We start from the raw sequence: 21,141 nt of genomic DNA on the forward strand, positions 1-21,141 counted from the left end.
GTGCAAGGTCAGTACCAAGCTAAACGTTTTATGTTTAATTAGGTTGACCTACTTAATTCTGAGTTAGATAATAGCCAAGGTAGGCCCGAGGGTTCAGCTTCTGTGTCTCGAACACGAGTAATCATCAACAGCGTTCCACCAGGAGCAAGTACAGAGGTAACTGAAGAAATAACCCAAGAACGCACATTCAAGGGCAAAGCTTGAATATTGCGACATTCAAAAACTTTGGGAATACTAGAGTTGCACAATACACGAAAATCACAGCAATCTCTAGTATGATGTCAGTATTTTTCAACTATCCTTTCTATTCAAACGGTTTTATTCCTCATGGACATTGTTACCTGTGAAATGCCCAAATTGCGATCACAATTATAAAGACTGGTACAGAAGCTCAGTCAACTTGCGTTTTAGAAAAAGTTGAATTAAGAGCATCTGGAATGAAATCGATTATTCCAAGCATTAAATTTGAAGAAGATTATACTTTAGAAAAACTGATTGATTCAATCGAACAGTTACGTAATAAAATTGATGTTCATAATAGCGCTCTGGCTATAGTTGACTCTACTTTAACAGAAGTTGAAGAGATGGAAAAAAACTTGAAGCAGTTTTCTGAGAAAATGTTAATGGTGGTTGCTATCAAGTACGGTAAAGACAGCGCTGAATATGAAATGGCGGGTGGTGTTCGTAATAGCGATCGCATCCGCAAAATGAGAGCGAGCCGCTTAAAAAATATTGCAGAACAAGCATCAGATAAGAATGAGAAAACCGCATAGAAAATGAGATAATACCATTTGGGATTTTGGATTGAACAATCTAAAATCTCAAAGGTGTTTCTACCTCTGGCTGAAGTAAGCTTTTGCCAAGTCAGCATCAATGCTTTCGTTATCTATACCTGTGGCATAACCCAAGCTAATTGCACCTGCATAACTAAGTAACCGTTGACGTGCTTCTTCTGGCTGAACTTCTGGTTGTAGCTTTGTACCAGTCAGAAGACCATGCTGCCCATCAAGAGATGTCACAATCAATTCTGCTACCGAAAGCCCGATGGCATCAGCTTGCTGCTGCAAAGCTGCATAGACATCATCACTTAATTCCAGTGTTAGCAGTTGGCTCATAAGAATAAACGATTTCAACTAAAGCTAGGGCAATTATAGCTTTTTACAATAGTATCTTGATGACGACTGTACTCTTCAACAGTCACATTAGAAAGCAGTATTTTTAATTTATTTTGGTTAAGGCCAGATAGAATACTCTTCAATAAAGAACGTGATTCTGGTTTTGGAGCTAAAAAATCTAACCAAATACATGTATCGAAGAGAATATATTGCATGGTTACACGGCATAAACCAGTTTTAATGTATGTTATTATACTATAAAAATTGCATATGTAATTACTGACTGTTTGGCTAACTGGAATATATAGCTCATACTTCATAATAGATGCTAGCCAAAGCAAATGACCCAAACGACGAAAACCCAAAAAATGCTGACCTTTGAGGAATATCTTACCTATGACGATGGTACAGACACGCGCTATGAGTTGGTGGAGGGACAGTATGAGGATAAGGTATTTACAGGTGCGACTTGCATGGAATCAGTAGTAATTGCTGATTGGGCGCTAACAGTAGAGCAGGTGTTTAACAGCGCAAACCGACCATAATTACCAGACGAATAGAAAATAGGATTAAATTTTTTATTCTTCTTGTTTTCCCAGATATACTTCAATCACGCGAGAGTCATTTTGCACTTCTTCAAAATTACCTTCGCACAGCACAGAACCTTCATGTAATACTGTCACTTTCTTGGCAATTTGACGTACAAATTCCATATCATGTTCAATTACTAAAATTGAATGACTCTGCGCTAGTGCTAAAAGCAGTTCGCCAATATTGTAGGTTTCTTCATCTGTTAAACCAGCAACGGGTTCATCAACAAGTAATAAATCTGGAGACTGTGCTACTAACATCCCAATTTCTAAACGTTGCTTTTCTCCGTGAGAAAGTAAAGCTGCTCTGATATCAGCTTTCGGCGTTAAACCAATGGTTTCTAATAATCCTTTAATATTATTCTTTTCAACAGCATGAGAACGTTCCAGTAAAGTAGAAAAGACATTCTTCTTCTTATTACTGGTAATTTCTAAATTTTCACGGGGCGTTAAGTTTAAGTAAATGCGGGGTGTTTGAAACTTGCGCCCAATTCCCAATCGGGCAATTTTATATTCAGGTAAAGAACGCAGATTTCTTCCTTTGAATAAAACTCGCCCCACTGTTGGCTGAACTTTACCCGTAATTACATCCAAAAAGGTTGTCTTTCCTGCACCATTGGGGCCAATTACTACTCGTAATTCACCCACATCCATACTAAAGTTAAGCTGGTTTAAAGCCTTAAAACCGTCAAAGCTAACAGTTACATTTTCAGTTTCCAATATTTTCGCGTTCATGTTGCACTTCCGGGTCTTCTTCCAAGGTGGGATATGTAGCAATTTCTTGACGGCGGTTGAAAAGAGAAATATTCTGACTACGCAACCATCCCACGATACCGTCAGGAAGGACTGTGACGACTATCAAAAATAGTGCGCCTTGGAAAAATAGCCAGATTTCGGCAAATTGTTCGCTTAAAAAAGTGCGGGCATAATTGACTAACAAAGTTCCGACAATTGCGCCAATTAAAGTAGCGCGTCCGCCTACTGCTACCCAAATCACCATTTCAATCGAAAAGGCAATATCCATTGCTCTAGGTGAGACAGAACCACTTTGAATGGTGTAAAATGCTCCTGCTATACCTGCGATCGCACCGGAAACTGCAAACACCAATACCTTAAAATCTGTAGGGTCGTAGCCAGAAAATCTTACCCGACTTTCATCATCACGAATCGCTATCAGCAATCTCCCAAAGCGTCCAGTTGTCAACCAGCGACAAATTCCGTAGGTGATTGCGAGAAACACTACCGTCAGCGTATAGAAAACAAACTGCGTTTTGGCATCGCTGACCGTTGCCCCAAACAAAGTTGTAAAATCTATCAGTCCATTCGTGCCGTTGAAAAATTGTTGTTGACCATTAAAGAAGTTGAAAAATACAATAGTTCCGGCTTGAGTCAAGATAGAAAAATAAACTCCCTTGAGACGATTTCGGAAAACCAAATATCCCAACAATCCCGCCAATAACCCCGGAATTAATACCACCAAAGCTATGGTCAAAGGAAAAGAATAAAAAGGTTGCCAAAACGCGGGAAGTTCTGTAACTCCATAAAGCCCCATGAAATCAGGCAATTCTCCAGTCGGGACTTGCAGCTTCAGGTACATTGCGATCGCATATCCACCCAAACCAAAGAAAATACCATGTCCCAAACTTAGTAAACCAGTATAACCCCAAATTAAATCAATACCCAAAGCTGCGATCGCCAGCGACAGAAATCGCCCCAACAAATTTAGGCGAAACTCCGACAGTAGCAGTGGCATAATGATGATGAGGAAGAGTGCGATCGCGATCGCCACCCCAACTTCAATTAATAATCCCCCCTTCTTTCTCATTCTCTGCGTCCTCTGCATCTCTGCGGCTTAAACATCAACAGTACGTCCCTTCTGCGGAAAAATCCCTCCAGGCTTCCACTGCAAAAACACAATAATCAGCGCAAACACCATCACCTTAGCCATACTCGTCGTCGCAAAAAAAGTAAACAAATCAGCCAAAGGTTTAACAGAACTCAACAATAAAGCCAAAGTACCAGAACCAATTAAAAAATTAGCCGTACCAATACCCAAAGCAGCCACAATCGTCCCGGCTAAATTGCCCACACCTCCAACGACAACCACCATAAAAGTATCAATAATATAGTTTTGTCCCGTATTTGGCCCTACAGAACCGAGTAAACTAATCGCACATCCCGCCACACCAGCTAAACCAGAACCCAGTGCAAAAGTAATTGCGTCCACCTTTTGAGTTGGGATACCCAAACAAGCACTCATACTCCGGTTTTGTGTCACCGCCCGAATTCTTAAACCCCAGCTAGAACGTTGTAAAAATAAGTAAATTCCTGCCACACAGATTATTGTTAAAGCAATAATAAATAACCTGGCAAAGGGCAATTGCACACCACCTAAAGATATCCCTGCTTGTAACCAAGTCGGTGCTGTTACATCCACATTTTGAGCGCCAAACCAAGGTTGAGTCACTGCTAACTGATAAGTTTGACTCAATAAATTTCCTGTTGTGATTGTCACCCCCAGCGATAATAAAAATATCACCGCCACAATCCAGTTACGAACTCTTCCTAAATCAGTGCGAGAATTTAAAATCCATAAACCTCCAAAAAACAGCAGAGAAAATAAGCCGATACCAATTATCAATACCCAATTCACACTGCGAACAAACTGCTGAAAAATTAAACTTACTCCCCAAGTTGCTAGTAAAGTTTCTAATGGGCGTCCATAGAGATAACGAATCACACCTTTTTCTAGAATTAATCCCACAGCAGCCGTGAAGATAAAAGCAATAATCAAAGCCAAAAATATATAGACTTCAAACCACACCCCACCCAATTGCTTACATACATTTTGCACAACAAATGTTGTATAAGCGCCGAACATCATCAATTCACCATGCGCCATATTGATGACGCCCATCAATCCAAATATAATCGCCAGCCCCAACGCCGCGATTAATAATACAGCGCCAATACTAATACCATTAAATACAGCTTCTAAAAATCCTGCTAACACTTATTTCTCCACAACAGCTATCAGCGAGTAGTTAGTATCTCGTGTACCTCGTTCCCAGTCTCAGACTGGGAATGCCTATTAGGAGGCTCCGCCTCCTGACTCACGGCAGCAGCCCAACGAGCAGCATTTCCAGGTAGAACCTGGAAACGAGAATATTACAAATTACGAATTACGAATTATTTAGGTTTTCTTGAACTTACCACCCTTAGCAGGGTCACTCCAATCACAAGCAAATCCCTTAGTTTCTTTCACAAATTGATTCCAAGGAACTGGCTCAACCGCTGTTGGAGTAGCATAGACAATATCAAATAAACCATCTTGTCTAACTTGACCAATCCGCACAATTTTGGATATGTGATGATTGGCATCCATTGTCACTTTACCTTCAGGTGCATCTAGAGTTTGGCCATAAGCCGCAGCACTTACCTTAGCTATATCTGTAGTACCAGCTTTTTGGACTGCTTGTTTCCACAAATAAACTGCAACGTATGCTGCTTCCATTGGGTCATTTGTCACCCGATTTTCACCATACTCTTTTTTGAAAGCTGCTACAAACTTCTTATTAGCAGGTGTGTCTACTGTTTGGAAATAGTTCCAAGCTGCATAATGACCTTTGAGATACTCTACACCAATTGCTTTGACTTCTTCTTCGGCAATACTTACAGACATGGAGGGATATTTATCTGGTGTCAATCCAGCCCCTTTTAATTGTTTGAAGAAAGCAACGTTGCTATCACCATTTAAGGTGTTGTAAATCACGCCACCATTGGGCAAGTTTTGCTTGATTTTAGTGATAATTGGTGTAACTTCTGTGTTACCAAGAGGTAAATAATCTTCACCAACTGTTTTTCCGCCTAAAGCTTCTAGTTGAGCTTTAATGATGGTATTAGCTGTTCGGGGAAAAACGTAGTCAGAGCCAACTAAGAAGAATTCTTTGCCCTTATTTTTTAACAGCCAATCAACAGATGGTTCAATTTGTTGATTGGGTGCAGCGCCAGTGTAGAAAATATTTTTAGAACACTCTTGACCTTCATATTGCACAGGATACCAGAGCATGTGGTTTTTGCTCTCGAATACTGGCTTAACGTTCTTGCGGCTAGCAGAAGTCCAACAACCAAAAACTACAGCGACTTTATCTTGATCGATTAGCTTGGTTGCCTTTTCTCTAAAAGTATCCCAGTTAGAAGCGCCATCTTCGGTAATTGCTTCAATTTGCTTACCTAAAACACCACCAGCAGCGTTAATTTCTTTGATTGCTAACTTTTCAGCATCAACAACGCTTTTTTCACTAATAGACATCGTACCACTCAGAGAGTGCAAAATACCTACTTTGATCGTGTCACCAGTAGTCGCCGCCGCTGGTGAAGCAGTAGGAATCACGGCTGGACTCTGTGTCGCAGTTGGAGAACTATTCGCGCAAGCTTTCAAAAAAAAGCTGCTTCCAAAAGTTAAAGAACCGTAGATTATAAACTTGCGTCGGTTAAATTGTCTTCTCATCTTTTTATGAATTTTCCTGCTGATGAATCAGCCAACTTATAGAAAGCTGACAATATCAATCTTTAAAGTGTGATATTAGTGCGATAGTTTACTAGTAAAAAGTGACGTGTTATACAAAAAAGTTTGTTTTTGTAATAAAAAACAAACTTTTTAAGATTAAGCTTTATTAACTTTATAAAGATTCTTATATCTATGCAATACGTTATGGAAGAACAAAACCTTTCTCTTCCACGAACATCTTTGATTTTAGACAGTTAAAAACTGCTAAGTATCTAGGCATAAATAAATTTATTGTTTGTAGTAAGGACTTTAGTCCTGATAATCCTTGCTCTGAGCGATAAATCGCTCACTACAAACTAGGAGTTTATTTTATGTTTAATTATGTTTACCTACTTATCTCTTTTCAAAATTCTGGTCTGTGCTGAACAGATAGCTGGTTAATACAACAATAGTTTTAATCAACTATTGCTATTACTCAGATATTCCTGGTTCAATCCGTGCCCCAAGTTGAAGAACCCGTCCAAGGTCGTCAGCGTTTCGCCAGGTTTCAATTATCTTGCCGTCGGCAATATAATGAATGAATGTAGCAGTAAATGTCTGTTGACGGCCGCGACTTGGTATGCCAAGAAAACTCTCTTGGATGCAGGTATTAGTCGCACGCACAACAACTTTGTCACCTTCAGCGATTACGTCTTCAATTGTCCATTTCTGCTGGATAGGGCCAAATGAACCAAAGAGTTTGCGTACCCCTTCAGGCCCAAGGGGAAGTCCTGGTAAACCACCGTGCATTTTCCAATTCGGGGCAGTTATCTCGCAAATTTCTTCGATTTTATGCTCGCTAATAAGTTCCATCCACCGTTGAGCAATGATTTTGTTGTCCTCAATGGAAGACATTGCTGCTATTCCTTTAGTGAAAATTAGACGAACTCTAATTGTTTATTTAGACAGACAAGATGCACTATTGTCAATTAACCAAGTTTGAGATTGAATTAAAATCAGTGCAGCGCTTAATGTGTCAGCATCAGTAATATTTGTGTTTTTCACTGCGGCCCTTTAGGCAATTTCCGTTAATAAATCTACCGCTGCCGTTGGTTTCGACTTCGCTCAACCAACTAAAGAATCGAGAGTTGAGCGAACGCGAGTGCGTCTCCAAGAGTTGTCGAAACTCGTCAACCTGGGTAGATTCTTTGTCAGAAATCACCTTAGATTAGCATTTGTGTAATAATTTCATCTTCCTGGCCAGTTGCAAAATTAGCAAAGCGCTTTGCCAAAGGTGGTATAAGTACTAGGGGATTACTAAATCCAGAGAAAACATGAACGCGTTCAAATCCTGGGATAGCACCAATTAAGGGAAGTTGATTGCTACTAAATGCCACTAAGCAGTGATACCAAGTACCTGGTAAATTCTCCAATGCTGGTAAAATTTGACCAACACCTTTTCGCAACCATTTTTCGCTTACATCTGAGTTTACCTTAGCTTGAGGATCTGCGATCGCACGGCTAATTTGACCGATGCGGATACTACCATCTTGAAACTGAATCGCACCCACATCTAAAATCGCTGGTACTAAATCATTACCAAGTTCATCCCATAATTCATCAACTTGACTAGATTCAGCTTCTAGTTGAAACCGTTGCTGATTCGCCGGCATAACTAAGGTGCGTAACCTGACATCAACGGCTGGGGTTTCAATGATTTCTTCGTGGGTAAAATACAGCTTGATGGAAACACCAGCAGATTTGAGAAGCTGGCGGCTGAGTCCACCCGCACAGATGACAACGTTAGCGCTGTGAAAAGTTGCACTGGTGGTTTGGACACCATCTTGCAATACTTGCAAAACTTGGGTAATCTGCACTTCACCCCCAGCCCGCTCAAAAGCTTGGATATAAGCTTGTGCCGTTTTTTCTGGGTTAATATGACCGTGTTTGACAGTTAAAGCCCCAGATATCGCCTCTCGATTTAGCTGCGGTTCCAACTCACAAGCTTCTTGAATATCGAGTAAACGGGGTGGAATAGCAAAATGATTATATGATGCAGCAGTTGTTTTTGGGTCGTTATCGGCTGAAATAGTCAGTAATAAATCTAATTCTCGAAATTGAATATCAGCGTCTAACTCTTGAGATAAGATATGGTAACGTGCGATCGCTTCTTCGCACAATAGCCGAGTTAGTGGTGTAGTACCCGACCAATAGGCAAGCCCACCATAACTATAGCGAGTTGCATTTTGTGGTCTGCTGTGTTGCTCCAACAAAAGTACAGAAAAGCCAGTTTTACTAAGTTCATAAGCGAGTGCAGCACCCGTAATTCCGCCGCCAACCACAATCCAGTCGTAGGTTTTCATCTTAAATGTCTTTTTTAATTACGAATTACGAATTACGAATTACCATAAGTTGCTTGTAAACGGCTTAAAAGATATTCTCCCGCCAGGATAGGGGCATAGATAGGCAATTGTTCTTTCTGGCAACTCTCCAAACAAGTAATTTCTGTATCATCATTAGGATGACAGAAAAAAGCCATAGAATACCGAGACTGATTTACCCTATCATCACTGGGAATCATCACTCGGTGCTTAGTTGAGCAAAATCGATGATTTGTCCACCGTTGCATTAAATCGCCAGTATTGACTATTACAGTATCAGGAATTGCAGGCGCGACAATCCACTCTCCAGATACTGTCTGTACTTCTAACCCGCCAATGTCATCTTGGAAAAGTAAGGTAATACTGCCATAATCGGAATGTTCACCAGCACGCACCTGTCCGGGTTTTGGTGGTGTCTGCAATGGTGGATAGTGGAGTAAGCGCAAGGTATGATTTTGTTGATTATGTCTTATAGTAAAAAAATATTCTGGCAATTCCAACGCCAACGCATAAGCTTGTAATATCCTATTAGCAAACTCTGTACAATTATCATAAAAGGTGACAAGAGAAGCATTTGTCCCTACGGCTTGTTTGTTGACATTAAACGCCTCTTTTAAGTCGCCTGATTTATTGGGGTTAAGACGTTCTCTCTCAATCCCAACGTAACCCATATTACTCAATTCATCACTCCAAGCTTGCTTTTGCTTAACTTCTAAAGGTAAATTGAAAAAAGATTTGCTGTGATTGAATACTTCCTTGATTAGCTCTTTTGATATTGCAGAATTTTGCAAATACATGAAGCCAATTTCATGACAAGCTTCATAGATTTGTTTGATGACAGCTTGTCGAGTTATTGCGTTGCTCTTAGTAAAATTAGTGAAATCAATGACTGGAATTTTGACCATTGATTCAAAATACCATATCTTTACGCAGCTTCAGATTTTGAATGCGAGTATCTTCGGTAGGTGGTACATCCTCCTGAGCAAATGGAATCTGCTTAAAGTTAGCAGCCAGATATTCTGCTAATGCATCTTGTTCAGAACCATCAGCAGCAAAGGTAGCTAAACCTGTACGTTTAGCATCTTTTGATGTCAAATCAACCCGTTTAGTTTTAGGAAAAGGATAACCATCACCACCATTTGCGAGAAAGTTTAAGGTGACAGCGCGGAAGATACGATTAGAGTCACCCACTAACTCTGCATTTTTGACTACTACATCAATAATTTTGCCTTTCCCATCTTTGATAACCAGGGATTTAACACGTTTACCTGCTGGTAAATCTGGGTCAAAGCTAAAGGCTAATCCCGCTACTTGCGGAAAACTGCCAGGGGTTGCACCGGGTGCTATGGCTGCGACACTATGTTCAATCACTGCTAGTAGTTCTCTAGCATTTAAAGTCACTAAAGTCAAGCCATTGTTGAAGCGTAAAGCATTGCTGATATCAAGTTGAGAAATTTCTTTTTCTTTTTTACCTGCTACAGGATTGGCTTGGGGTGGCAGTTTGATAACATCCTGTGAGCGAGTCGAACCTGGGGGAAAGGTATAAATACCAATATTGTCACGGATACCACCACCATTTTTAATAGAAATAACAGTTTTAGGATCGTATCGTTTAGCGATCGCTAAATTAGCTTCGGCTGTCAAATTCCCGAAATTGGTTTCTTGGGTGCGGACATCACCCCGCCAGCCGTTGAGGAAAACGTTGGTTTTCCCAAAAATCTGACTATCTTGGGCAATAATCACTTTTTTGAGCGCTTCTGTAATGGCAACAATTTTGGCATCGGGTTTCCCACCTACAGCTGCTACCCCTTGGGAATCAGTCGCATAAGCACCACTAATTTTAGGGTCAATACTTTTAGGAATAATCACTCCCTTGGCATCAAAGTTAACTACTAAACGACCAACATAGCGATAGTTTCCATCGGTATTAACTACAGCTATTGGATTACCATCTGCGGCTTTTTTAATGATTGGATAAGTTCCAGCAGACTTATCACCCATTCGCAGACGGTCTGTTTTGTCGGCTAGTAAGGTATTAGAACCACCAGCAACAATAATATCTACTCCCTTAAGTAATTGTGCTAGCTTTTGCTCAATCGCAATTTGCTGCATGTGTGCCAATAGAATGACTTTATTAATCTCTGGGTTTTTTGTCAGCAGCGTATCAACAGAAGTTTGAATTTCAGCAGCTAAGGCGGCAATATCTGCGGTATCACGGCTATTAAATTTTTTAGGCAACACAGTTACACCACCAGGAGAAGAAATAGTCCGCAGTGTGGGAGTTGTCGCCCCAACCACAGCAATTTTTTCACCATTGACAGTAATAATGGTGCTACGGGCAATTTTATTGGGAATTTTACTTGCTTCTTGTCCATCAGCAGTAACTAATTTTGCTAGGTCTTTATCAGTGCTGAAGTCTAGATTCGCGCTGAGATAGGGAAATTTTGTACCTGGGTAATCTTCTTTAGCACGAAGTAAGTCAGCAACGACACCTGTATTTAAGTCAAATTCGTGATTACCAAAGGCGATCGCACCAAACCCAAGAGCATTTAAAATTAAGATATCTCCTCGCCCCTGACCACCAAAAGCTGTGTCACTAGCAAATAAGAAGGGACTGGGAATATAAGCATCTCCAGATGAAAGGATTAAGGTATTAGGATAATCAGGTTTGCCATCACCGTTAGCATCCTGATTTTTGAGTGCATTCAACACCGCCGAAAAGTTCGGTGCATCCTTCAGCGCTGGGACACCCGCTTCTTGGTCGGAAGTATGTAAAAGTTGTAGCGTGAAACCTGACTTGTGTGCTGTTTTTTTAACTTGCACGACACCACCAGTAGTTCCTAAAAATAAAAAGATGCTAGATATAATTAGCCAACTTAACTGGCTAGCATTTAAATCTCGGCTATTAAACTTATTTAAAAATTGATTTTTCTGAGATAAAAAAGACATAATAAGTTTTCTAGCTCATCATTGGTGAATGTTTTTTAGTGTATTATAAATATCACACAAGCAATATTTCATAAGTTTAATTTTAATATTGATCTTTATATCTGATTGAAAAATGCTCATGTAGAGGAAAATATTATAGATAAAAAGTAGGAAAAGTAGGAAAAGTAGGATGTTTTTTATTTCCCCTTGATTATCAGGTTATTACACGGTAATTTAATATGTTGTGTACAGCTTTTGAAAAGGAGTTTGGGGGATGTAAAAAAGCCACTGAAATTTTTAAAGGAAAATTTTCAGATGAAAAACTGAAAGAAAATAGGGAATAGAGAGTTAAAAAACTGCGCTTTTTTTAACTCCTTTTATATTGATATTTAATTAATAGACCTCTTGCAAAAATATATTTTTGCACTCTTAGGAAAAAGGTTAAAGGGAAAGTATTTTGAGTTTTGCATGATTTTTTATTTTGGTATTTATCGCGATATTGAAATTGCTTTTAGTGCTGCGTCTGCTAAAATGCGATGAGCAGCCGTTGTTGGATGAATGCCGTCCCAAAATAAAAACTTGTCTGGATTGCTACAGGTAGTAACATTAGATAGACAAGATCTTCCGGGTGGTTACACTACTTTATTTAGAGATAAACACATTTTTTCAAGATTTTCTATTAAGTCATTTAGCCAAATTCACAATTTTGACACTTGTCTTATACCAATTTGAAAAAAGAATGCGACAGATGGTAAATCTAAGTATAGGTAGCATTCTGGGTGAGTGATGACAGGGGTAGTGCATATCGATATTCAAGAAAGTGTTGAAGAACTCGAAGGGTTAGTTCGCCAACAGAAAAATGCTCGACTCAAAGAACGTATACAAGCCCTATATCTGATTAAAGGGCAAGAAATGAGTGTGAGTGCGATCGCTAAAATATTGGGAAAACATCGAGGTACAGTACATCGATGGTTGGCAGATTATCGAGAAGGAGGAATTGAGGCGGTTGTTGAATTTGGAACGAGTTCAGGTCGAAAAAGAGCAATACCACATTGGGCAGTATCGAGTTTAAAAAAACAACTCGAAGAACCAGAAGGTGGGTTCCAACGATACACACAAATACAACATTGGTTGGATATCACCTTGGGTGTGCAAGCCGAGTACGCAACTGTACATCATCTGGCACGTTACAGGCTTAAAGCAAAGCTCAAAGTTCCACGTCCGCGTAACCGAAAGCAAGACAAAGAGAAACTTGAGGCTTTTAAAAAAACCTTGCCGACGATCTGCAACTAATTAGTCAATATGCCAGCATCATGTTACCCCAGTACGAAAATATCCGTTATTTTGTACAAGATGAAAGTAGATTTGGACTAAAAACCATCGAGGGACGCAAGATTACCTTACCTGGGGTGAAGCCCATTGGTGAATGGCAATGGCAGTTTAAAGCATTTTGGCTATACGGAGCAGTCGAACCGCTTACAGGTGAAAGTTTGTTTTGGCAGTTCTCTCATGTTGATACTGAATGCTACCAGCAATTTTTGAACGAGTTCGCTGCCTGCTATCCTAACTCGCTTAACGTTCTTCAGGTTGACAATGGCTTGTTTCATAAAGCCAAACGCTTACAAGTCCCAGAAAACATTGTGTTGTTGTTTCAACCACCCCATTCGCCTGAACTCAACCCAATTGAACGAATTTGGGAACATCTTAAGCAGGACTTAAAGTGGGAGTTATTTGATAACTTGGAGAGTTTGCGAACTAAAGTTGCTCAACTTCTGGCCGATCTAACTCCTCAAATTGCTGCTTCTTTGGCTGGTTACGACTTCATCCTTAATGCCTTATCTGTCGCAAACATTTTTTGAATTGGTATTATCTAGAAGAATACTGGATTATTAATTACGGCTAACTTTGTCTACAAAAATCACATCAATCTTTCAAAATAATGTGATTTTGGGAATCAAAACTGATTAGACCATGTTGTTCTAGTATGCCCATACATCTTGTAATTGTGACTCTGGTAGTACAGCAGGCACTAGCGATATCTTCATGTGTAAAACGAACACTTAGGCGAGTTCCCTGCGATACAGTTTCACCGATTTCCTGTTTCAAAAGTTGCAATAAATGGTGCAAGCGCTCTTGTACATGGAGCCTTCCACTATTGAATAATAAACATTCTGTTTGCTGTAACCTGCGATTAATTTTTAGTAACAGGTTATGGTTTAGCGTTGGCGAGGCTGCTATTTCTGCTTCATCAAATGATACCAACTCAACATCACACAGGGCTGTTGCTTGGTAAATGTTTAAACCAGTCATACTAGAGCCAAAAACCATCCCTGCTTTGGCTAAACCTATCAAAATTTCTTCGCCCGTTTCACAAAAAGTACTGAGTTTGACTACTCCCTGATGAACATACCAAATCATTCTTGGTCTGAGACAAATATTTTCTCCTTTAGAATATTTATACAATTGGCGGTTTTGGATGATGTCACTCTCATTTTGAATGCTTATTGATTCGGTTCGCTGTTGCTCAGTGACGTTACGCAGCAACCAGTATAGATGTTTTATTTTACCCTGCCGATCGCGCACAACTGTGACTCTCAAAGCTGCATTCAAGAACTCGCCATAATGTTGCTGCAAACGTATTACTAATTCGTTGGCTGTGTCTGATTGCGATAGTTGGTTAAGTTCGCTGCAAAAGTGCTGATGATCTTCTGGTGAGATAAAGTTAATCATGGCTTTACCCACCAGAAATTGTTTTGAAACATTGAGTAGTGTAACAGCCGCCGCGTTTGCTTTTTGGATTACGCCTTCTGCATTAGTTACTAAATAACCATCTGGTGCCAACTCGAATAAATCTTGGTAGTGTTCGCGTTCTGCTTGTAACAAATTTTGTGTTTGTATTAGTTCCTCATTTTGCTGACGCAGTTCTTTCATCGCTAAGTGCGCCATCTTTGCAGAGCTAAGGAGTTCCTGAAAAGCTTGCGGCTGTAACTCTGGGCTAATCCAAGCCAAAACATTAGCAGTCTGATATAAAGAAGCTAAATCTTTGTGCAATGCTTCTGTGCGTTTGGTCAATAATTCTATGTTCACTTTAGTTCTCCGAACACCGTAGATCATCAACGCAGATGGATTGACAATGCATTAATCATCGCTTGCTGTAATTTTCTTTTCTTGGCTAGCAATGGCGTTAAAGTGCATAATGATCTAACTTTATTTACGCATACTCAACCTTGGAAGTCGGTTCGGTTTCGTACATTAAGCTACTTTTGTGCCTTTTATAATTGCAGGTCGAGGTAGCTAGTAGGTTATTGCGCTTGAAGCGATCGCGTCCTGTTGCCTTTGTTGCGATCGCATGAGTCAAGAGATGCAAAAAAATCTAATATTTAATAATCCGCAACTTAATTGGATAAAGTCAAGCTTAGTTTGAAAATCGCTTAACCTGGTGGGGCTGCTTCTTCAAAGGGACGGATAATCGCTGGGGCTGGTGTAACTTCTGGTTTAAAGATTCCCTGCAATGCTTGTTCTAAGGTTTGCGCCATGACAATCCGGTTTTCGTAAGCCACCACTACCCGTACCAAGGTTGGCAGACTATTCTGTGTGGCTTCTAGATAGATTGGCTCGACATACAGCAACGATTGCTGAATGGGAATTACTAGTAGATTGCCTTGAATAGCTCTCGAACCCTGGCGATTCCATAAGGAAATTTGCTGAGAAATTACTGGATCTTGGTTAATCCGCGCCTCGATTTGTTCTGTTCCGTAAATCAGGCGTTCTTTAGGAAAGACATACAGCACCAGCTTACCGTAGTTTTTGCCATCCGATCGCGCCGCTAACCAAGCGATTAAATTAGTCCGCTGTCTGGGAGTATAGGGTAAAAACAGAAGAAATTCTTCAAAGTCTACGGTGGGTAAACTAGTAATCAAATAATACGGCTCTACCGGACGGGGTTCACTGCCATAGATTTCATTAGGAATCTGCCACTGGTCTTCCCGATTGTAAAATACTTGGGGGTCGGTCATGTGGTAGGTCATTAACCGCTCAGATTGAATTTTGAAGAAGTCCACCGGATATCGGGTATGACTGCGGAGATTGACGGGCATTGTACTGAGCGGTTTGAACATTTCAGGAAATATTGCTGACCAAGTGGCAATAATCGGGTCGCTGCGATCGGCAATGTAAAACTTTACAGTACCGTGATAGGCATCAATCACTACTTTGATAGAATTGCGAATGTAATTGATACCATCGCTACCAGTATCTGAGTAGGGATAGCGATCGCTCGTTGTGTAAGCATCAACAATCCAATAAAGATAACTGGGATTACTTGGAAAATCTTGATTAGCAGCAGCAGCCACTAAATAGGGATCGCTGTCATATTTCAGGAAAGGTGCGATCGCTTGAATTCTTTGCTTAACATTTCGCCGCAGTAGCACTTTTGTATCTGGCAAAAAGTCCCGCGTCAGCACCATCTGCCAATCTTTCAAATACATCGCAAATAGCCACCGTCGCCATGCTGAACCGATTTCAACACCACCTAGACCCTCGTAAGAGTTGTAAACATTGTCACTACCGCTAGGATAGTCTAGCTCTCTAACTCTTGTGCCAGTCATTACATAAGTATTAGTAATCTCACCGTAATAAATCCGCGGTTGTCCAATCGGAATACTTTGACGAACGGCTTCATTAGAAGTTGTGAGAGCGCTACTATTATCGCTAATATCTTTAACAAAATATTCTGGTAGCCCACCCGGCCCAACTGTATTAACTGGACTAACAGTAAACCCAAAACCGTGGGTATAAATTAAATGGCGATTAACCCATGTTTGAGCTTCCTGCGGTACGGCACTATAATCTAATTCTCGTGCGGCAATGAGTACCTGCCGCCGTTCTGTTGATTCAACTGCTTCCTGCTGCGTTACTGGCGGCTGAGGTGAAGGTTCATCTGTTTTCAGAGTATACCGATCAATATCGGCATCGGGGAACTGATAATACGGGCGAATTTGTTGCAGTTGACGGTTAGTTTCTAAGAGTGGTCGCTCATCCCACAGGCGAATATTCCGAATTGTCAAGGCATTCTTTTGAATATCAGCTTCAGTCAGTGTTCCTTGGGGGTTGAAGCTTCTAGAATCAATCGCCTCTAAATCAAATGCTTGGCGAGTCAAGGCAATAGTCCGCTGAATGTAGGTTTGCTCTCTTTGCAACTCATTAGGTTGGACAATTAAATATTGCACCACAGTAGGTAAAACAACATCAGCAGCTACAACTAATACTAAATAAACCCCTAACCCGTAAAATACAAAGCGACGATACTGAGATTTCGGTTTCCAGAAAAACGTTTGCCCAAGTAAGTAAAAGGCGATCGCTACTGCCACAATGCACAAGACGGTGTAAGCTGGCAACTGGACTGTCACATCTGTATAGCTAGCACCATAACTCACTCCACGGGTAGAATACACCAATTCATAGCGACTCAGCCCATAACTCAAAGCCACTACCAGCATCAACAAGCCACCCATACCGGATAAATGACGCTGCTGCTGGGGTGAAAAACCAGGGAAAATCCCCTGACTCAAACTGTCAGCCGACAAGAGATAAGTGAGAGTAACGGCGAGGAAGCCATACAAACATAAACCCATCAGCCAGAGTTCTAGCAGTTCCCAAAAAGGTAAAGAAAATACGTAAAAGCTGATATCTCGACCAAATAAAGGCTCAGTGCTGTTGAAAAGGGTGGGGTGCAAATATTCCAGCACCTTTGGCCAGTGTCGGAATATGATGAAGGCAAAAATGGGACTGGAGAGAATTGCGATCGCAGTGAGTAAAAATTGCGGATAGATTAAAATGGCGATCGCTACTCCCGCAATTAAACCGAGATACCAGACTTGAGAGAGAATCTGCTTCAAAAGTTGCCAGATTGTCTCCGGTCGAAATAGAGCGGGAACGGGTAGAATAGCCTGATTAACTGGAGAATGCCAGTAGAAAAGAGCAATTTTACCATAGTGAGCCAGCATTAACCCAATTAACAAGCTCAATATCAGAGTTAAGGGTAATAACCAGTGCAATTTTAATGCTTGAGGGCGTTGCGGCGCAAGTATCCGGGTTTCGTTGCGTCTTGGATAATTAGGACTGAGAAAATTTGTTAATTCACTGTTGAGTTCTGCTGACTCAATCTTTACAGACTGGGGATATTTTAGTCGTTGTGCTAAAGCCAAGTTTAGCAGTAGATAGGCAGCAGTTATTCCAGCCACAACTATCCACAAAATACCACGAGTCAGCAGCCTCAACAAAAATACTTGAAGATAGCCGACTTCTTGAAACCAAAAAATCTCTGCTCCCAGACGGGAACCCAGATCCAATAGTAGCCACAGCCCAAAGAATCCAATTAATAGCCTAAAGCCCCATTTCCAATACATTGATATGTAATTTAAGAAGAACGCCAATTCTCTATTTGCAAGCTGTTTACTCTTTGAAATTCTCGAACATTAGATGTTACAACAATATGATTGTGAGTTAGTGCTGTTGCTGCGATCAATACATCATAAGAACCGATAGGAGTACCCGCTATTTTCAAAATACTTCTTATTTGGGCAGTTTGTTCTGCTTCTTCCACACTAAAAGGTAAAATTGTAATCGAACCTAACAATGCTTCAACCAATGATTGGATTTTTAAGGCACGTTGAGGATTGATTGCTAATCTATACTTAATGACTCAAAAATGATACTTTCTACTACACCTTGATGTTGCATAATAGTTTCTGGCCAAGTTATGGGTTTTGTTTCTAAGAAAGTAACAAAGACTTTGCTTTCAGTAATACCTTGTGGTTTTTCAGCTAGTTCGATTTTGCCATTTTTATAAATTCCTTCAATGGTTCGTAGCATTGTTTTTACCTCCTATCGAAATTCTAGTAGTACGGTGTACACACAAGTCTCAAATAGTTGATTAACTAAGGTTTTACCCCACCCTAACCCTCCCCTTATAAAGGGGAGGGAACCAAATTTCCTATTTCCCCCCTTTATAAGGGGGGATTAAGGGGGGTAAGTCGACTTGTGTGTAAACTGTAGTCCGAAGAGTGGGGAGGGGTACAATGAATTACCCGGACTTGATATAAATCCCAAAATGCTTCACCCTTAAACGTGATTTGTGCGATCGGCGATCGCTAACAATGTAGTTCCAGTTTAGAACATCGGAGTTCTCAGGGTAAGGCTGACGATGAGATGAACATTTAAGCACTTAAATACCAGTAAAATAGTTCAATTACCGACAAGTGTTGTGTAGGAATTTTAGCCGGTTGCTCTCGCTCGACAAGCGTGCTATATCAATCTTGTAGCCACTACAGCACTCTCACAACTGGCCCACGCCAGGACAATGGAACGACGATGAACTCACTTGGATCTCAGTCGAGAGTTGAACTACAAGATCGAGGGATGTCTCCTTTGAACAACCCCAAGGATTGGTCATGGCCATTCTGGGCTACTGTCCCACTTTACCCCTACGGCAGGCGGCGGACACTTCGTCAGGAAATAGTTAAGGACACTATCTGGACATTCGATCAGCTTCACGGCATTCTCTACACCATCGTGCCGATTCGCATGACTATCGTCAAGCTCTCTGGTGGAGGACTTCTGGTATATGCACCCGTTGCTCCCACAACTGAGTGTATCCGCTTGGTTAATGAATTGGTAGCAAAGCACGGTGAAGTTAAGTATATCTTACTGCCAACCAGTTCTGGTCTGGAGCATAAAGTCTTCGTTGGCCCTTTTGCTCGTCGCTTTCCTCAAGCACAAGTCTTTGTTGCCCCGCACCAGTGGAGTTTTCCGTTCAATCTGCCGCTTAGTTGGCTAGGATTTCCCCAAAAACGAACTCAAGAACTCCCAGAGGACTCAAACCTTGCTCCCTTCGCTCTGGAGTTTGACTATGCAATATTGGACATCGACTTGGGACGAGGATCTTTTGTAGAAGTTGCATTGTTTCACAAGCGATCGCGTACTCTGCTTGTAACTGATTCTATACTTTCTGTTCCAGTTGACCCACCAGAAATCCTCCAATTAGATCCTTATCCCTTACTGTTTCATGCCAGGGACAATGCCTGGGAGACGATCGAGGACAATGAAGACAACCGTCGCAAGGGATGGCAACGTATTTCACTGTTTGCGCTTTACTTCCGTCCAAGTGCTTTGGAAGTTGCTTCAATCGGAGAGATGTTTCGTGATGCTCTTAAAGCACCACAGCGAACCCTAAAAACGTACTTTGGTTTATTTCCTTTTCGCTGGCAAGAAAACTGGAAGCAGGCATTTGACGCTCTACGAGGCCAGGGACGACCATTTGTCGCACCGATTTTGCAAATCCTCATTCTTCCTCAAGCACCAAGCCAAGTCCTCAACTGGGCTGATACAGTTGCAAGTTGGGATTTTCAGCAGATTATTCCCTGTCACTTTGAATCGCTAATTAAAGCAAATCCGCGTCAATTTCGGCAAGCATTTGCTTTTCTGGAAAAAAATCTTTCTTCTAGCCAAAGCCAGCTTCTATTGGAGGAAGACTTAAAATTCATTAAGAAACTTGAAGCAGGTCTAGTTAAACGCGGTATCGCAACGCCAGCTAAAGAGAATTTGTAATCAACTAGCTGAATTATTTAAAACCTCAGCGATCGCCTGGGAAATCGGTAAGCCAGGACAGCGTTCCAGCCAGAAGAACTCGCCAACTGGGTTAACTTCAAGGAATACATGACGACCATCAGGAGTCAAAATAATATCAAGCGCCCCATAGTTTAAACCAAATTCTGCCATGAGTTTGAGCAATTTCTCTTCGACATCTTCGGGCAAAGTGTATGATTCCCAAGCGTCGAGTAAGGCAATTCCCTGTTTGCGCCAGTCGTAACGTGCCTTATCCAAAGCTTGAGAATCAACCGCAGCTGTTAGCACACGCTTACCTACAATAATTGTCCGCAATTCCAATGCCTTGGGAATCTTCTCCTGAAATGTCATTGGGCAGAAACGTAAGCCATCAAGGTTGTCTAGATCCTCTGATGAAATTGGATTTGTAAACACAACTTTTTCTCGCCCTCGTTCATCATAAATAGCGAAGGAAGAGAGCATTTTGGTAATCATTCCCTGCTGACACTCTTGGGCAAATTGCTTTACTGCTATTGGATTATTTGTAGTCAGAGTGCGAGGCGTATCTAGACCGATATCTCTTGCTATTTGTAATTGCAGTTGCTTATTTTCGGCTCGGCGAATATTTGGCAGAGGGTCAAGATGAAACCCCCTGATACTAGCAATCATTCCCTGAATGCTGACGCGAGATTCTTTGAGTGAGGCTTCTCTAAGTTGCCTGTCCATTGAGTTGGGAATTTTTGACCCAATTGCAATGCGCCGATACCAAACTGCTGACACTTCATTTAAATCTAATGTCTGGTCATCGACACTCAGAATCACTCGCTTAGTACTACCATAGTAGATATCTAACTGCATTTCTGTGGGAAACCGATCTGTGTCAAAACGAAATGCTTTCTTTCCTTGGGCTTCAATTGCCTGAATAACTAGAGGAATACTTTGGTTATCTTGGCTGTGAGTAATGATTAAAACAGTCATTTACAAATATGGAAAATGAAGTACGCTACAGATAAATATAGGGGTTATTAGTTGGT

The 21,141-nt window shown here is 41.0% G+C and carries 20 protein-coding genes; 5 read left to right on the top strand and 15 right to left on the bottom strand.

Going from position 1 to position 21,141, the window contains the following annotated elements:
• The first annotated feature begins 437 nt into the window (after positions 1-437).
• On the top strand, positions 438-773 hold the full coding sequence (locus RMY27_RS32545; protein WP_322668939.1) for a hypothetical protein: 336 nt from the start codon (positions 438-440) through the stop codon (positions 771-773).
• A gap of 60 nt (positions 774-833) precedes the next feature.
• On the opposite strand, the gene RMY27_RS32550 is transcribed toward RMY27_RS32545, so the two are convergent.
• The gene (locus tag RMY27_RS32550; protein ID WP_322668940.1) at positions 834-1,115 is read right to left on the bottom strand and encodes a hypothetical protein; all 282 of its coding nucleotides are present in this window, start codon (positions 1,113-1,115) and stop codon (positions 834-836) included.
• Between the two features lie 341 nt (positions 1,116-1,456).
• Here RMY27_RS32550 and RMY27_RS35675 point away from each other — a divergent pair, with 341 nt between their 5' ends.
• Positions 1,457-1,660 carry a hypothetical protein gene (locus RMY27_RS35675; RefSeq protein ID WP_416212386.1) on the top strand — a complete coding sequence of 68 codons (204 nt, stop codon included), beginning with the start codon at positions 1,457-1,459 and terminating at the stop codon, positions 1,658-1,660.
• 33 nt (positions 1,661-1,693) lie between these two features.
• Here the strand turns inward: RMY27_RS35675 and urtD are convergent, their stop codons facing one another.
• The 8 genes from urtD to RMY27_RS32595 form a co-directional block, all read right to left on the bottom strand.
• Positions 1,694-2,440, bottom strand: a complete 747-nt coding sequence (gene urtD, locus RMY27_RS32560) for an urea ABC transporter ATP-binding protein UrtD (RefSeq protein ID WP_322668941.1) — start codon at positions 2,438-2,440, stop codon at positions 1,694-1,696.
• Positions 2,415-3,530, bottom strand: a complete 1,116-nt coding sequence (gene urtC, locus RMY27_RS32565; RefSeq protein WP_322668942.1) for an urea ABC transporter permease subunit UrtC — start codon at positions 3,528-3,530, stop codon at positions 2,415-2,417. The genes urtD and urtC overlap by 26 nt, the downstream gene beginning before the upstream one ends.
• A 27-nt stretch (positions 3,531-3,557) precedes the next feature.
• Positions 3,558-4,718 (bottom strand): urea ABC transporter permease subunit UrtB, encoded by a 1,161-nt coding sequence (urtB, locus tag RMY27_RS32570; protein ID WP_322668943.1) that lies wholly within the window; start codon positions 4,716-4,718, stop codon positions 3,558-3,560.
• Positions 4,719-4,898: 180 nt separating this feature from the next.
• On the bottom strand, positions 4,899-6,215 hold the full coding sequence (urtA, locus tag RMY27_RS32575; protein ID WP_322668944.1) for an urea ABC transporter substrate-binding protein: 1,317 nt from the start codon (positions 6,213-6,215) through the stop codon (positions 4,899-4,901).
• Between the two features lie 471 nt (positions 6,216-6,686).
• The gene (locus RMY27_RS32580; RefSeq protein ID WP_322668945.1) at positions 6,687-7,109 is read right to left on the bottom strand and encodes an ester cyclase; all 423 of its coding nucleotides are present in this window, start codon (positions 7,107-7,109) and stop codon (positions 6,687-6,689) included.
• Between the two features lie 308 nt (positions 7,110-7,417).
• On the bottom strand, positions 7,418-8,557 hold the full coding sequence (locus RMY27_RS32585) for an FAD-binding oxidoreductase (protein ID WP_322668946.1): 1,140 nt from the start codon (positions 8,555-8,557) through the stop codon (positions 7,418-7,420).
• A 32-nt stretch (positions 8,558-8,589) separates the two neighbouring features.
• Positions 8,590-9,480 carry an isopenicillin N synthase family dioxygenase gene (locus RMY27_RS32590; RefSeq protein ID WP_322668947.1) on the bottom strand — a complete coding sequence of 297 codons (891 nt, stop codon included), beginning with the start codon at positions 9,478-9,480 and terminating at the stop codon, positions 8,590-8,592.
• Positions 9,481-9,484: 4 nt separating this feature from the next.
• Positions 9,485-11,524, bottom strand: coding sequence for a bifunctional metallophosphatase/5'-nucleotidase (locus RMY27_RS32595; protein WP_322668948.1), 2,040 nt, complete (start codon positions 11,522-11,524; stop codon positions 9,485-9,487).
• Positions 11,525-12,289: 765 nt separating this feature from the next.
• On the opposite strand from RMY27_RS32595, the gene RMY27_RS32605 reads away from it, so the two are divergent.
• Complete coding sequence (locus RMY27_RS32605) at positions 12,290-12,796, top strand: helix-turn-helix domain-containing protein (RefSeq protein ID WP_322668949.1); 507 nt, start codon at positions 12,290-12,292, stop codon at positions 12,794-12,796.
• A 20-nt stretch (positions 12,797-12,816) separates the two neighbouring features.
• Positions 12,817-13,362: an IS630 family transposase gene (locus tag RMY27_RS32610; RefSeq protein WP_322668950.1), complete on the top strand. Its 546-nt coding sequence runs from the start codon at positions 12,817-12,819 to the stop codon at positions 13,360-13,362.
• A 64-nt stretch (positions 13,363-13,426) separates the two neighbouring features.
• On the opposite strand, the gene RMY27_RS32615 is transcribed toward RMY27_RS32610, so the two are convergent.
• From RMY27_RS32615 to RMY27_RS32635, 5 genes are all read right to left on the bottom strand, one after another.
• Positions 13,427-14,590, bottom strand: coding sequence for a PAS domain S-box protein (locus tag RMY27_RS32615; RefSeq protein WP_322668951.1), 1,164 nt, complete (start codon positions 14,588-14,590; stop codon positions 13,427-13,429).
• A gap of 124 nt (positions 14,591-14,714) precedes the next feature.
• Positions 14,715-14,870: a hypothetical protein gene (locus tag RMY27_RS32620; RefSeq protein ID WP_322668952.1), complete on the bottom strand. Its 156-nt coding sequence runs from the start codon at positions 14,868-14,870 to the stop codon at positions 14,715-14,717.
• Positions 14,871-14,934: 64 nt separating this feature from the next.
• Positions 14,935-17,910: a UPF0182 family protein gene (locus tag RMY27_RS32625; RefSeq protein ID WP_322668953.1), complete on the bottom strand. Its 2,976-nt coding sequence runs from the start codon at positions 17,908-17,910 to the stop codon at positions 14,935-14,937.
• Positions 17,911-17,921: 11 nt separating this feature from the next.
• Entirely contained in the window at positions 17,922-18,152 is a 231-nt protein-coding gene (locus RMY27_RS32630; RefSeq protein ID WP_416212387.1) for a PIN domain-containing protein, read from the bottom strand.
• A gap of 35 nt (positions 18,153-18,187) precedes the next feature.
• Positions 18,188-18,376, bottom strand: coding sequence for a hypothetical protein (locus RMY27_RS32635; protein ID WP_416212388.1), 189 nt, complete (start codon positions 18,374-18,376; stop codon positions 18,188-18,190).
• A 498-nt stretch (positions 18,377-18,874) separates the two neighbouring features.
• On the opposite strand from RMY27_RS32635, the gene RMY27_RS32640 reads away from it, so the two are divergent.
• Positions 18,875-20,110 (top strand): DUF4336 domain-containing protein, encoded by a 1,236-nt coding sequence (locus RMY27_RS32640; RefSeq protein WP_416212389.1) that lies wholly within the window; start codon positions 18,875-18,877, stop codon positions 20,108-20,110.
• On the opposite strand, the gene RMY27_RS32645 is transcribed toward RMY27_RS32640, so the two are convergent.
• On the bottom strand, positions 20,111-21,085 hold the full coding sequence (locus RMY27_RS32645) for an MvdD family ATP-grasp ribosomal peptide maturase (protein WP_322668954.1): 975 nt from the start codon (positions 21,083-21,085) through the stop codon (positions 20,111-20,113). It abuts the gene before it with no gap.
• Between the last annotated feature and the right edge of the window lie 56 nt (positions 21,086-21,141).

Origin of the sequence: Nostoc sp. DedQUE09, assembly GCF_034530915.1 — a bacterium.
Taxonomy (GTDB): Bacteria; Cyanobacteriota; Cyanobacteriia; order Cyanobacteriales; family Nostocaceae; genus Nostoc.